The organism is Cedecea sp. VD22 (assembly GCF_037150195.1).
Lineage (GTDB): Bacteria > Pseudomonadota > Gammaproteobacteria > Enterobacterales > Enterobacteriaceae > Cedecea.
In genome coordinates this window covers 129,994-143,715 of record NZ_JBBCPX010000009.1, presented here as the reverse complement: position 1 = coordinate 143,715, position 13,722 = coordinate 129,994, and the positions used below count along the sequence as shown (strand labels likewise).

The following is a 13,722-nucleotide window of genomic DNA, read 5'->3' as shown; positions in this document are numbered from 1 at the left end:
CCTCACCCCGGCCCTCTCCCCAAAGGGGCGAGGGGGAAAAACGAATGAGGAGAACACTATTTATTCCCTCTCCCTTCCAGGGAGAGGGTAAAACCAGATACCACGTTCTAACCGAATCAGCCACTACACTGGCAACGACTGCGCCTTAACCCGGCGCTTAACAACCCAGCCAATAAGCAGCAGCGCAATCCAGCCGCAGCCCACGTACAGCGAAATACGGGTATCCGGGTGGTAACCAATCAGCCCGATAATAAACACCAGGAACACCAGGCCCACGACGGTCGTCGCTACGCCACCGGGGATCGGGAATTTCAGCGCTTTCGCCTCTTCCGGCGACAGGCGGCGGCGGAAGGCAATCTGCGACAGCAGGATCATTATCCAGACCCAAACGGTGGCGAACGTTGCCAGCGACGCAATCACCAGGAAGACGTTTTCCGGCATGATGTAGTTCAGGTAAACCGCCAGCAGCAGCGCGCAGGCCATCACCACAACGGTGACCCACGGAATACCGTTGCGGGAAGTCCTGGCGAAGATTTTAGGCGCGCTACCCTGCTCGGCCATGCCGTGCAGCATGCGGCCTACGCCAAACACATCGCTGTTAATCGCCGAGAGCGAAGCCGTGATAACCACAAAGTTCAGAATACCGGCTGCAGCGGTAATGCCCATATGCTGGAAGGTCATCACAAACGGACTGCCCTCGGTGCCCACCTGGTTCCAGGGATAAATGGACATGATGACAAACAGCGTCCCCACGTAGAACACCAGAATACGCAGCGGCACGGAGTTTATCGCGCGCGGAATGGATTTCTGCGGATCTTTCGCTTCGCCTGCGGTGATGCCGATAATCTCAATCCCGCCGTAGGCAAACATCACCATCTGCAGAGACATGATCATGCCCAGCCAGCCGTTGCTGAAGAAGCCACCGTTGCTCCACAGGTTGTGGATACCGGTCGCCTGGCCGCCGTTGCCAATCCCCCACACGATAATGCCGATCCCGGCAATAATCATGATGATGATGGTGGCGACTTTAAAGAATGAGAACCAGAACTCCAGCTCGCCGAACACCTTCACGCTCATCAGATTGATGGCGCAGATAATCAGCACCACGCTCAGCACCCAGACCCAGTGCGGCACCGCCGGGAACCAGATACCCATGTAGATCCCGAACGCGGTCACGTCGGCGATGGCAACAATCAAAATCTCAAAGCAGTAGGTCCAGCCGGTAATATAGCCAGCCAGCGGCCCAAGGTTGTCCTGAGCATAGCGAGAAAACGAGCTGGCAGCAGGATTGTGCACCGACATTTCGCCCAGCGCGCGCATAATAATATAGGCCGCCACGCCGCCGATGATATACGCCAGCAGAACGCTCGGCCCCGCCATTTTGATGGCGTCCGCCGAACCGTAAAACAGCCCTGTGCCAATCGCCGACCCCAGCGCCATAAATCGAATATGCCGGGTGCTCAAACCGCGCTTGAGCTTGTTGGTGTTTTCCATGAATCCAGGTTCCACGCTTTACAATAAAAAAACCACGGAGGACGACTCCGTGGTTACTTAGCAATCAAAAAATTAGTGGGCGGCGGAGGTGACCTGACGCCCCGCTGCTTTGTCCCAGATAGCGGTGATCACCACCATCGCAACGGTCGGCAGCAGCCAGGCAAGTCCCTGATCCGCCAGCGGCAGTTTCGCCGCCCAGCCAGGCAGCATGTCGCTGATGGCCGATGCCTTAATGCCGTCAATCATACCAAACAGCAGGCTTATCAGCATCGCCGGGGCAATAACGCGGGTGGAGTTGTTCCACCACGGACGGGTGAAGCTCAGCACCACCAGGGCAATACAAGGTGGATAGATTGCCGTCAGTACCGGGATCGAAATCTGAATCAGGTGGCTCAGGCCCAGGTTAGATACCACCATCGAGAACAGGCCGAGGATAAACACCAGCGAGCGGTAAGAGAGCGGCAGATACTGGCTAAAGAACTCCGCGCAGGCACAGGTCAGGCCCACGGCGGTAACCAGACAAGCCAGGAAGATCAGCGCCGCCAGGAAGAAGCTACCGGCCCCGCCAAAGGTATGCGCCACATAAGCGTGCAGAATAGCCGCGCCGTTGGCTTTCTGATCGACCAGGTTCGCGCTATCGGAACCGAGGTGGAACAGTGCCAGGTAGATAACCGTCAGGCCGATACCGGCAATCAGGCCAGCCCAAATCGTGTAGCGGGTCAGCAGGCGAGATTCGGTCACACCGCGAGAGCGCGCGGCATTCACGATAACAATCCCGAACACCAGCGAAGCCAGCGTGTCCATCGTCAGGTAGCCGTTCACGAAGCCGTTAGAAAACGCCGCGTTCTGGTAGGCTTCAGTCGCCGTGCTCAGGCCACCGGCTGGCCACAGCACCGCCCCGGCCGCCAGGATCAGCAGCGCGATGATTTTCACCGGCGCCAGCACGTGGCCCACGGTGTCCAGCAGCTTACCCGGATAAAGAGAAATCCCGATCACCAGCGCAAAGTACACCAGGCTGTAAATAAACAGCGGCATATCGCCCATACCGGTCAGCGGAGCAATTCCCACTTCAAAGGAAACGGTGGTGGTACGCGGCGTGGCAAACAGCGGCCCTACGGCCAGGTAGCAGACGGTCGCCAGCAAAATACCGGCGCGGCGGCCAATCGGCGAGCTAAGGCTGTCAATACCGCCGCCGACGCGGGCAATCGCCACGATAGTCAGAACGGGTAAACCTACCGCTGTGACCAGGAAGCCAAGCGCCGCCGTCCAGACGTGCTCGCCAGCCTGTAAGCCAACCATAGGAGGGAAAATAATGTTGCCCGCGCCGACAAACAGCGCAAAGGTCATAAAGCCCAGAGCGATGATGTCACGAGATTTCAAATGATAGGTCATAAAATAAAGCAGCCTGTGGATGTGTGGTGTTGAAAATGCTCAAATTTTTAAACCGACGTTCAGTCCAAATAACGTTCGGTAAAAACGCGGTTATTACCGGTAACGACAGCGGAATATGCTTCTCCGGATCGGTGGCGAAGAATAGTTAGTCGAATTACCACGCAATTTCAGTCGGTCTGGTAATAACAGGGGGGCAATTAAAACGCTTATAGCGTTTGAAGACAAGAAGGGATCGGGAAACCAGAAATATATCCTTTAAAAATAGGCATAACCAGTGAATAAAGTTGATTATACGCTTTTGTTATGGCTTATCATGCGGACAAAAAAGCATCAATTCGATATTCATCGCTTAACGAGTGGTGAAAATACAAACAAAAAGGCCAGAAAACTGGCCTGTGGAAAGTGTACTTGACGGTTGCGGTGAATTAATGTGCAGCCACCGCTGACTCAGGAGCAATTAAGCGCTCGGGCAGGATGAACGAAAACGTCGAGCCCTGCCCCGGTACGCTTTCGATATCCAGCCGCGCATCATGATGGCTAAGGGCATGCTTCACGATGGCCAGCCCAAGCCCGCTGCCTCCGGTCTGCCGGGAACGCGCTTTGTCTACTCGGTAGAAACGCTCCGTCAGGCGCGGAATGTGCTCGGCGGAGATCCCCGGCCCGGTATCCTTCACGCTGAACGCTACGCCGTGAGGCAGCCTGCGCCAGGTGACGGTGATGTGCGTCCCGGCAGGCGTGTGATTCACCGCGTTATACACCAGGTTAGAGATCGCGCTGCGCAGCTGCTCTTCGTTACCGTAAACCTGCAGCCCTGGCTCAACGTTAAAAGTGAGCGTTTGCTTCTGCTGGCTCAACGTCTGCGCCTCTCGTTCCACCACGCGCAGCATCAGCGGCACGTCGATTTTCTCATTCATCGACAGCGTGGGCGCGGCTTCGATGCGCGACAGCGTTAACAATTGCCTCACCAGCCCTTCCATGCGTGAAGTTTGCTCGCGCATGGTATGCAGGGCTTTATCCCGCAACGGCCCTTCCAGAGCCTGATCCTGCATCATCTCCAGGTAACCCTGTAACACGGTCAGCGGCGTGCGCAGCTCATGGCTAACGTTGGCAAAGAAATTGCGGCGAGCGCCTTCAAGCTGGTGCATCTGCGTGACGTCTCGCGCCACCATCAGCCACTGCCCGTCGGCGTAGGGCATCACGCGGAACTCAAGATGACGGCCATTGTTGAGTATCAGCGTCAGCGGGCGACCAAACTGCTGCTTCGCCACGTATTGCGAGAATTCAGGGTAACGCAGCAGGTTGAGGATATTTTGGCCGCTGTCGTCAGGCCAGCGCAGGCCAAGCAGCTGTTGCGCCAGGCCGTTACACCAAAAAATGGTGCCTTCTTCGGTGGTCAGCACCACCGCATCGGGCAGCGATTCGGCTCCGCTTCGGAAGCGTTTGATCAGGTTGCCCAACTCTTTGCGACGCTTTTTATTACGCAGCTGCATCTGGTGCAGCCCATACAGCAGAGGTTCCCAGCTTCCCCGCCCGGGCGGCGGGGTCATGCTGCGGTCAACCCACAGCCACCAGGAAAGACGAAGTAAATTCCAGAAATGCCAGCTTAACAGGGCGGTCACCGCCGCCAGTAAAAACCACGGCAGGTGGCCAAAAATCAATCCGAGAATTGCCGCTGGCATACAACAGAGCACCAGCTCCAGTACCAGCCTTTTCCATGACAGCCGTTCCAGCACGCGTCACGCTCCTGTCAGCATATTAAAAACGGGTTGAAAAACGATAACCCGTGCCGCGAACTGTTTGCACCATTTTGTCATGACCACTTGTTTCCAACGCTTTACGCAGGCGACGAATATGCACGTCTACGGTACGGTCTTCAACGTAAACGTTCGTTCCCCACACGTTATTGAGCAGCTGTTCACGGCTGTAAACGCGCTCCGGGTGGGTCATAAAGAAGTGTAACAGCTTAAATTCAGTTGGCCCCATGTCGAGCGGATCTTCGCCGGTCATCACGCGGTGTGAGGACGGGTCCAGGCTCAGCCCCTGCATCTCAATCACTTCTTCCACCGCCATCGGGGAAATACGGCGCATCACCGCTTTAATACGCGCCACCAGCTCTTTAGGCGAGAACGGCTTAGTGATGTAATCATCGGCACCGACTTCAAGGCCACGCACGCGATCTTCTTCTTCGCCACGCGCGGTCAGCATCATCACCGGAATTTCGCGGGTCAGCGCTTCACGTTTCAGGTGCTTGATAAACTGGATCCCGGAACCGCCTGGCAGCATCCAGTCCAGCAGGATCAGGTCGGGGAAAGGTTCAATCAGCAGGTTAACCGCGCTGTCATAATCTTCCGCCTCTACCGACTGGAAGCCATTTTGCTCGAGCACAAAGCTCACCATTTCACGAATCGGAGCTTCATCTTCTACGACTAAAATGCGTCTCGCCATGATTTACCCTGTTGAAAAGAGACCATCTCTTATTAATTGTGCGCCAGTATGCGTCAGATTTGTGACAGATTTATGAAAAAGATGACGGCAAGATATTTCACCTTTTTGAATTATGACAGCCATGGATTTTTACTGGCGGTTACGCTGCCAGCTCAATAGCTTATAATCGGTAATTCGCCTCTTTGCCATGGGACAGGTTATGCGCATTCTCCACACATCAGACTGGCACCTCGGCCAAAACTTCTATACCAAAAGTCGGGCCTCTGAACATCAGGCCTTTCTCGACTGGCTATTAAACGCCGCGGTCGAGCATCAGGTGGATGCGATCCTCGTCGCGGGAGATATCTTTGATACCGGCTCGCCGCCGAGCTACGCCCGTGAAATGTATAACCGTTTTGTCGTGCAGCTGCAGGGCACCGGCTGCCAGCTCGTGGTGCTGGCGGGGAATCACGATTCCGTAGCTACCCTGAATGAATCCCGGGAGCTGCTGGCCTGCCTGAACACCCGCGTCATTGCCAGCGCCCGCCATAACAAAGACGAACAGGCGCTGCTGCTCAATCAAAAAGACGGCACGCCGGGGGCGATTCTCTGCCCTATCCCTTTCCTGCGTCCTCGCGACATTCAAAGTAGCCAGGCGGGGCTGTCCGGCCATGAAAAACAGCGCTCTTTAATGGAAGCCATCAGCGAACATTACCAGCAATGCTATGCCGCCGCCGTGGCGCTACGCGGTGACCAGCCGCTGCCGATTATCGCCACCGGGCACCTGACCACGGTAGGCGTCACGAAATCCGATGCGGTGCGTGATATTTATATTGGCACGCTGGATGCCTTCCCGGCGCAGCACTTCCCGCCCGCCGACTACATTGCGCTCGGGCACATCCATCGCGCGCAGAAAATTGGCGGCACGGAGCATATTCGCTACAGCGGCTCGCCGATTCCGCTGAGTTTCGACGAAACCGGCAAAGCAAAAACCGTTTTTCTGGTGACATTCAGCGGCGGAGCGCTAACCAGCGTCGAGCCCCTGGAAGTCCCCATCAGCCAGCCGCTGGCCATCGTGAAAGGGTCGCTGAGTGAAATCGAGCGGCAGCTAGAGCAGTGGCGAAACGCGCCTGCTGAACCCAAAGTCTGGCTGGATATCGAAATCGCCACCGACGAATATCTGCACGACATGCAGCGCCAGGTGCAGGCGCTCACAGACGATTTGCCGGTTGAAGTTGTTCTGCTGCGCCGCAGCCGCGAACAGCGCGAACGGGTGATTGCCAGCCAGCATAAAGAGACGCTGAGCGAGTTAAGCGTTGAAGAAGTTTTTGAGCGGCGGCTGAGTCAGGAAGAAACCAGCGAGGAGCGCGCCGCCAGGCTAAGAACGCTGTTTGCCCAAACCCTTTCAGATTTGCACCAGCGGGAGGAACAGGCATGAAGATCCTCAGCCTGCGGTTAAAAAACATTAACTCCCTGAAAGGCGAGTGGAAAATTGATTTCACCCAGGAGCCTTTCGCCAGCAACGGGCTGTTTGCCATCACCGGCCCCACGGGCGCGGGCAAAACCACCCTGCTGGATGCCATTTGCCTCGCGCTGTACCACAAGACACCGCGCCTCAGCACCGTGTCGCAGTCGCAAAATGACTTGATGACCCGCGACACCGCAGAATGCCTGGCCGAAGTCGAGTTTGAGGTAAAAGGTACGGGCTATCGCGCCTTCTGGAGCCAGAACCGCGCCCGCAACGCGGCAAACGGCAACCTTCAGGCGCCGCGCGTGGAGCTGGCTCAAATCAGCGACGGCAAAATCCTGGCGGATAAAATCAAAGACAAGCTGGAGATTATCGCCGCGCTCACCGGGCTGGACTACGACCGTTTCACCCGCTCAATGATGCTCTCCCAGGGGCAGTTCGCCGCCTTTTTAAACGCCGATGCCAACGACCGCGCCTCGCTGCTTGAAGAACTGACCGGCACGGAGATTTACGGCACCGTTTCCGCCGCGGTGTTTGAAAATCATAAGCAAATCAAAAGCCGCCTTGAAAACCTGCTGGCTCAGGCTTCCGGCGTCGCGCTACTAACCGCTGAGCAGCAACAGCAGCTTACCGAGAGTTTGCAGGCGCTCACTCTGGAAGAGAAAAAGCTTTCCGTGGAGCACCAACAGCAGCAGCAGCACCAGCAATGGCTCGCTCAGCTAACCCGGCTTTCTGCCGACAAAGCCCAAAAGCAGCAGGCGCTGGGCACAGCCAGTCAGGCGGTCAAAGACGCAGAGCCCATGCTGGCGAAACTGACCCGAGCTTTGCCCGCCGAAAAACTTCGCCCTGACTGGCAGCGGCTGCAGGAAAAGCAGCAGTCGCTGAAGCAAAACAGCGAGGCGGCGGAGAAAGTGAATACCCGCTTACAGCAGCTTTCCGTCCGCCGGCAGCAAACCCGAATGCTGGCCGCCGAACAGGCTCAGCGGCTGAAGAGAGAAGCTCAGCAGGTCGAAGACTGGCTCGCGGCGAATGACCGTTATCGACTTTGGTCTGCCGAACTGACGGGCTGGCGCATGGCATTCACGCAGCAGCAGCGCGACGAAAAACAGCTTACTGAGCTAAAGCAGGCGCTCGAGGCCAGTCGGCAAAAGCTGCAGGCGCTGCCGGAGCCAAAGCTTAGCCTTTCTCCTGATGAAGTGAGCGCTCATTTACAGCGGATGCTGGCAACCCGGCCTGCTCGCCAACTGTTGGCTACTTTGCAGCCGCAGTTTGCCACGCTGGAGAAACGCAAAACCGAGCAACAGCGCGAGCTTGTCGAGCTGGAGAAACAGATTGCCGAGCGAGACGTTGACCTGGGGCAAAAGCGCCAGCAGTACAAAGACAAACGCCAGCACGAAGCGGATCTGGAAAAAGTCGTCGAACAGGAAAAGCGCATCCAAAGCCTTGAAGCCGAGCGCGCACGCCTGCAGCCTGACTCGCCGTGTCCGCTTTGCGGCTCAACCCAACACCCGGCTGTAGAGGCGTATAAGGCTCTCGAACCAGGGGAGAACCAACAGCGCCTGGCCGCCCTTAAGCAAGAAGTGGCTAAACTCGCAGAGCTTGGCTTTGCCCTTAAAGGTCAGCTTGATACCCAGCGCCAGCAGCGCGAAAAACTGGCGCAGGCCAGCACCGCCATTGAGGCAGAGGAAACGTCGCTCTCGGCCCGCTGGCAGCAGCAGTGTGCCGAACTTGCCATCGCTTTAACGCCTCAGGACGATCTCAGCGCCTGGCTTGACGAGCAGGAACAGCGCGAGCTGCAGCTGCGCCAGCTTGGCGAGCGGCAGGCGCTGGAGGCGCAATATCAACGCGACAGCCAGCAGCATGAAAAACTGAAAGCAGACTACCTGGCACAGCGCGCGTCGCTGCAAGCGGGGCTGGAGCAGGCCGGTCTCCAGCATCCTGAGCCTGGCGAAGAGCAAACCTGGCTGGAGGCTCGCCAAAGGGAATCTCAGCAATGGCAGCACCAGCAGGACAAACTGCCGCAGCTTCGCCAGCAGCTCTCCGCTCTCGACATGTTGCTCTCAACCCTTGCGGACGATGGCTCCGCCCCGCAGCCGCTGGATGAACACGAGCATCAGGCGGCGCTGCAAAACTGGCAAACGCTGCATAACGATTGCAACCTGCTGGAAGGGCAGCGCCAGTCCCTGCAACAGCAGCTGAAGCAAAGCGAAGAAGAAACCACGGAGGCGCAGACACAGTTCAGGAATGCGCTTTCGGCCAGCCAGTTCAGCGACGAAGCCGATTTCCGCCGCGCTCTGCTGGAAGAGACCGAGCGCCTTGAGCTGGAACAGCGTAAACAGCTTCTGGAGCGCCAGCATCAGCAGCAAGTCACTCTGCTGGAACAGGCGGAAAGTGCGTTGACTCAACACTTATCGGCGCGGCCAGACAATCTGCACGAAGAAACAGATCCTGGCGCACTGGAGGCGCAAATCTCGGCGCTTGCCCTCCAGCTGCGTGAGAATGCTTCACAACAGGGTCAAATTACCCAGCAGCTGCGGCACGACGAGGAAAACCGGGTTCGCCAGCAAACGCTGATGCAGGAAATAAAAGCCTGTGAAGCACAGGCGGAAGACTGGGGCTACCTCAACGCGCTTATCGGCTCCAAAGAAGGGGATAAATTCCGCAAATTTGCGCAAGGTCTGACGCTGGATAACCTCGTCTGGCTGGCAAACAATCAGCTCAATCGCCTGCACGGGCGCTACTTGCTACAGCGTAAAGACAGCGAAGCGCTTGAATTACAGGTGGTCGATACCTGGCAGGCCGATGCGGTACGTGACACCCGCACGCTTTCCGGCGGCGAAAGCTTCCTGGTAAGCCTGGCGCTGGCGCTGGCGTTATCCGATCTGGTCAGCCATAAAACCCGCATTGACTCTCTGTTCCTGGATGAAGGTTTTGGCACTCTGGACGCGCAGACGCTGGATACCGCACTCGACGCGCTGGATACGCTGAACGCCAGCGGCAAAACCATCGGCGTGATCAGTCACGTTGAGGCGATGAAGGAGCGGATCCCGGTGCAGATTAAGGTGAAGAAGATTAACGGGTTAGGTGTCAGCCGGCTGGATAAGGCTTTCGCGGTGGAGTGATCCTTGCCAGGCTCTCACCAGAGGGAACGCTCTTTAAGTCACAAGTACGCTTATGAAGGAACGGTTAAGGTTCCGTTCACTTCCAGTTCGGTTTCATATGTCACCACCGCATCGGTGAACGTCTCAGGGGAATCACCGTCATTCCCCTGAGAACCCGGACTCCCGGCGAAATAAATCGACCGCTGAAGCGGCAGACCTCCGTTTTATCTCCCAGTCCTGGGCCGGCTGAGATGCGTTCCCGACGCTCTCAGCCTCCGGCCGTTCCCGACGTCCGGACCCTGGCCAGTCGGAGAGAAAACGAAGGCGATTTAAGCCTGAACCGTGTTTCGCTTTAAACCCGGTACTAACTTCAACTACGCTGTCGCTTCTGGTTTTTCCCTTCCCCCCTACTCCTCTCCCAGAGGCATAGGGAAAAAACCACGTTTCCGGCATCTGTTTTCCGCCTCTCCCCTTTGGGGAGAGGGCTGGGGTGAGGGGCGATTTACTTCTCTATCGGCCACAGCCACGCCGCACCGCGAACGCCGCTGGAATCCCCGTGCACCGCTTTGCGAACGGGCGTTTCACACTCGCCGCCAAACACCCACGGTTTGATCAGCTGCGGCACCGTCCGGTATAAACGCTCCACGTTGCTCATCCCGCCGCCCAGCACGATCACGTCCGGATCGAGAATGTTGACGATATGCGCCAGCGACTTCGCCAGACGCGTCTCATAGCGGCTGATAGCCAGCTCTGCCAATGGATCCTGCTGCTCTGCCAGACTGATGATTTCGTGCCCTTTCAGCGTTTTCCCGCTCAGGCGCTGGTAGTCCGTGCCGAATCCGGTACCGGAAATAAAAGTCTCAATACAGCCCTGTTTGCCGCAGTAGCACGGCACCTCTTTCCGAAAACGCAGTTCGTCTTCATCCATCCACGGCAGCGGGTTATGCCCCCACTCGCCCGCGGTGCCGTTGCCACCGATCAGACTTCGGCCATTGATCGCCACGCCCGCGCCGCAGCCGGTGCCGATGATCACCGCGAAGACGATCGGCGCCCCTGCGGCAGCGCCGTCAATCGCTTCCGACACCGCCAGGCAGTTAGCATCGTTCGCCAGCCTGACTTCGCGCTTGAGCGCCACGCTAAGATCCTTGTCAAACGGCTGCCCGTTCAGCCAGGTTGAGTTCGCATTTTTCACCACTCGGGTATAAGGGGAGATCGATCCCGGGATCCCAAGCCCTACCGTACCGGTCTCGCCCGTGGCTTCTTCCGCCAGCCGCACCAGCTCAACAATGTTTTTGATGGTGGCCTGGTAGTCGTTTTTTGGCGTGGGCAAACGGTGGCGATAAAGTTGTTTACCGTCGTCTGCCAGCGCGATCACTTCTGTTTTAGTTCCACCGAGATCGATACCTATGCGCACAAGAACTTCCTCATTTGGTGATAATTATCAACTACCTAAAATGCAGGCCAAGCAAAGACAATGAAACGAGGCCGTCAATTCGTTATCATGCCCGCTGCGTTTAACTGACAACCTGGGACAGAATCATGCTGTGGTTTAAAAATTTAATGGTTTACCGTTTAAGCCGTGACATCACGCTGACGGCGGATGCAATGGAAAAACAGTTAGCCGCCTTCACCTTCACCCCTTGCGGCAGCCAGGACATGGCCAAAACCGGCTGGGTGTCGCCGATGGGCTCGCACAGCGATGCATTAACCCATGTTGCCAACGGCCAGATTGTGATTTGCGCCCGTAAAGAAGAAAAAATTCTGCCCGCTCCGGTCATCAAACAGGCTCTTGAAGCCAAAATCAATAAGCTCGAAGCGGAACAGGCCCGCAAGCTGAAGAAGACCGAGAAAGATTCCCTCAAAGACGAAGTGCTGCACTCCCTGCTGCCGCGCGCTTTCAGCCGCTTTAGCCAGACTATGATGTGGATAGACACCGTCAACGGCCTGATCATGGTTGACTGCGCCAGCGCCAAAAAAGCGGAAGATACGCTGGCTCTGCTGCGTAAAAGCCTGGGTTCTCTGCCGGTGGTCCCGCTGGCGCTGGAAAACCCTATCGAACTGACGCTGACCGAGTGGGTACGTTCAGGGGATGTTCCGGCAGGCTTTGCGCTGATGGACGAAGCTGAGCTCAAGGCAATCCTTGAAGGCGGCGGCGTGATCCGCTGCAAGCAGCAAGAGCTGGTGTGCGATGAAATCGCCGCGCACATTGAAACCGGCAAAGTGGTCACCAAGCTGGCGCTGGACTGGCAGGAGCGTATTCAGTTCGTGCTGGCGGACGATGGCTCAGTCAAACGCCTGAAGTTTGCCGATATCCTGCGCGAACAGAACGACGATATCGACCGGGAAGATTTTGGCGGACGTTTCGACGCCGATTTTATTCTGATGACCGGCGAGCTGTCGGCGCTGATTACCAACCTGGTGGAAGCTCTCGGCGGAGAAGCACAGCGTTAATTGCCGTGGCTGACGCATAAAAAAAGCCCCTCGCGGTGAAACGAGGGGCCTGAAAGTCAGTTATTTATCGGCCAGGTAGCGGCAAAGGTAGGACGTTGGCTCAGCAACCTGCAGATGAAACTCGCTGTGGCCCGGAACGTTAAAGACTTCGCCCGCAGCATAGGTTTTCCACTCTGTTTCCCCCGGCAGCAAAACGTGCAAAGCGCCGCTCACTACGGTCATCTCTTCCGGCTGGGCGGTCCCGAAGGTGTATTCCCCCTCCGCCATCACCCCAACGCTCGCACGGCCAGTGCTGCTGCTGGTAAAACCGATGGATTTTACTTTCCCGGAGAAGTACTCGTTACTCTGAAGCATGGACAGGCCCTTTATCGACATTAGTGAAAAAACCACTATAGAGGCGAACTCTCCGGCCTGTCACGCAAATTGTTAATTCCGTTCAGATAAGCAATTCTGCGGCTAATCTGGCAACCAGTACGTTGGATAAGAGCACCGGCACATCCAGCTGCTTTTGCAGTAAATCCCGGTGTTTTTGATGGTAGCCAAGGCAGTCGAGGACCAGAACATCCGCCCCTTCAGCCATCAGTTTTTTTCCGGCCTCCAGCAGCTCGGCTTCACTACCGTGGATCGGGTTCGCAAGCGAATAAAGCGGCGGATGGGTCAGCTTGCGCCACTTCAGCTCCTGAAACTTAATCATTTCTGCAACCGGCAGAATGATCCCTACCTGATGACCATCCACAATCGACGCTACCAGCGGAGGAATGATGCGCTCAGGCTCCAGCAGAATCGCATTGCGGGCGCTTAACCCCGTCAGCGGCATCGTGCTCATCAGCAGGATAACTTCGTAGCCCTGATTATCCAGCTGTTCGATGATGCCCTGCATCGCAATGGAGATTTTGTCCCGCCCGACTGACGTAATGGTGTTATCCGCCAATAGCGTGAGCAGCGTTTCTTCACCGGGGGACGGGGAAAACTGACGGCGAACCTCATCGGGGGAGAGATTGCCCAACAGGCTGACCTGAGAGATTTGTTGTTCAGAGATATGTTCAGTTAAAAAAGGTAAAACCTCACTGACTGACACTTTGCCGACGGTGAGAATGGCTACAGTTGGTTTCATGCTTCGCTCCGCTATTACTCAGTTACCGCCCTCTTCGCTGCATTGCTCCACGTCCGCTATGAAATAACTCCGCCGGGTCGATCGTTTTTTGATCGCCACAATCCGCAGCATACAACCAGAGCGACATCGAAATCCTTAACGAAACATCAACTACTGAGCAACATCTCTAAGGAATATATTTTAGCTAAATGAATGAGATAAAAGTTTCTCTTAGGAAGAAGGTCGCACGCGCGGCGTACGCCTGATCCTGCCGGTCAGGCTCTCGACGAAAAGTGGCT

General features: G+C 56.6%; 10 protein-coding genes. 3 read left to right on the top strand and 7 right to left on the bottom strand.

Going from position 1 to position 13,722, the window contains the following annotated elements; all coding sequences use genetic code 11:
• Positions 1 to 123: 123 nt before the first annotated feature.
• From proY to phoB, 4 genes are all read right to left on the bottom strand, one after another.
• Entirely contained in the window at positions 124 to 1,494 is a 1,371-nt protein-coding gene (gene proY, locus WFK85_RS16390; RefSeq protein ID WP_166994385.1) for a proline-specific permease ProY, read from the bottom strand.
• A gap of 72 nt (positions 1,495 to 1,566) precedes the next feature.
• Complete coding sequence (gene brnQ, locus WFK85_RS16385; protein ID WP_008454510.1) at positions 1,567 to 2,886, bottom strand: branched-chain amino acid transporter carrier protein BrnQ; 1,320 nt, start codon at positions 2,884 to 2,886, stop codon at positions 1,567 to 1,569.
• A 425-nt stretch (positions 2,887 to 3,311) separates the two neighbouring features.
• Positions 3,312 to 4,619 (bottom strand): phosphate regulon sensor histidine kinase PhoR, encoded by a 1,308-nt coding sequence (gene phoR / locus WFK85_RS16380; RefSeq protein WP_008454508.1) that lies wholly within the window; start codon positions 4,617 to 4,619, stop codon positions 3,312 to 3,314.
• 22 nt (positions 4,620 to 4,641) lie between these two features.
• On the bottom strand, positions 4,642 to 5,331 hold the full coding sequence (gene phoB, locus WFK85_RS16375) for a phosphate response regulator transcription factor PhoB (protein ID WP_008454506.1): 690 nt from the start codon (positions 5,329 to 5,331) through the stop codon (positions 4,642 to 4,644).
• Positions 5,332 to 5,530: 199 nt separating this feature from the next.
• Here phoB and sbcD point away from each other — a divergent pair, with 199 nt between their 5' ends.
• Both sbcD and sbcC read left to right on the top strand, forming a co-directional pair.
• Positions 5,531 to 6,748, top strand: a complete 1,218-nt coding sequence (gene sbcD / locus WFK85_RS16370; RefSeq protein ID WP_336708933.1) for an exonuclease subunit SbcD — start codon at positions 5,531 to 5,533, stop codon at positions 6,746 to 6,748.
• On the top strand, positions 6,745 to 9,900 hold the full coding sequence (gene sbcC / locus WFK85_RS16365) for an exonuclease subunit SbcC (protein WP_336708932.1): 3,156 nt from the start codon (positions 6,745 to 6,747) through the stop codon (positions 9,898 to 9,900). The genes sbcD and sbcC overlap by 4 nt, the downstream gene beginning before the upstream one ends.
• A 481-nt stretch (positions 9,901 to 10,381) precedes the next feature.
• On the opposite strand, the gene mak is transcribed toward sbcC, so the two are convergent.
• Positions 10,382 to 11,293 carry a fructokinase gene (mak, locus tag WFK85_RS16360; RefSeq protein WP_166994379.1) on the bottom strand — a complete coding sequence of 304 codons (912 nt, stop codon included), beginning with the start codon at positions 11,291 to 11,293 and terminating at the stop codon, positions 10,382 to 10,384.
• A gap of 125 nt (positions 11,294 to 11,418) precedes the next feature.
• Between mak and rdgC the strand changes: the two genes are divergently transcribed.
• A complete protein-coding gene (gene rdgC, locus WFK85_RS16355) occupies positions 11,419 to 12,330 on the top strand; it encodes a recombination-associated protein RdgC (protein WP_008454497.1) in 912 nt (303 codons plus the stop codon).
• A 60-nt stretch (positions 12,331 to 12,390) separates the two neighbouring features.
• On the opposite strand, the gene ppnP is transcribed toward rdgC, so the two are convergent.
• Both ppnP and WFK85_RS16345 read right to left on the bottom strand, forming a co-directional pair.
• Positions 12,391 to 12,684, bottom strand: coding sequence for a pyrimidine/purine nucleoside phosphorylase (gene ppnP / locus WFK85_RS16350; protein WP_008454495.1), 294 nt, complete (start codon positions 12,682 to 12,684; stop codon positions 12,391 to 12,393).
• Between the two features lie 82 nt (positions 12,685 to 12,766).
• Complete coding sequence (locus tag WFK85_RS16345; protein ID WP_008454484.1) at positions 12,767 to 13,444, bottom strand: AroM family protein; 678 nt, start codon at positions 13,442 to 13,444, stop codon at positions 12,767 to 12,769.
• Positions 13,445 to 13,722 lie beyond the last annotated feature (278 nt).

What these genes read in the sequence shown, in the direction of transcription:
- proY (WP_166994385.1), bottom strand. Translation starts at nt 1,494, where the DNA reads ATGGAAAACACCAACAAGCTCAAGCGCGGTTTGAGCACCCGGCATATT.
- brnQ (WP_008454510.1), bottom strand. Translation starts at nt 2,886, where the DNA reads ATGACCTATCATTTGAAATCTCGTGACATCATCGCTCTGGGCTTTATG.
- phoB (WP_008454506.1), bottom strand. Translation starts at nt 5,331, where the DNA reads ATGGCGAGACGCATTTTAGTCGTAGAAGATGAAGCTCCGATTCGTGAA.
- sbcD (WP_336708933.1), top strand. Translation starts at nt 5,531, where the DNA reads ATGCGCATTCTCCACACATCAGACTGGCACCTCGGCCAAAACTTCTAT.
- sbcC (WP_336708932.1), top strand. Translation starts at nt 6,745, where the DNA reads ATGAAGATCCTCAGCCTGCGGTTAAAAAACATTAACTCCCTGAAAGGC.
- rdgC (WP_008454497.1), top strand. Translation starts at nt 11,419, where the DNA reads ATGCTGTGGTTTAAAAATTTAATGGTTTACCGTTTAAGCCGTGACATC.
- ppnP (WP_008454495.1), bottom strand. Translation starts at nt 12,684, where the DNA reads ATGCTTCAGAGTAACGAGTACTTCTCCGGGAAAGTAAAATCCATCGGT.
- WFK85_RS16345 (WP_008454484.1), bottom strand. Translation starts at nt 13,444, where the DNA reads ATGAAACCAACTGTAGCCATTCTCACCGTCGGCAAAGTGTCAGTCAGT.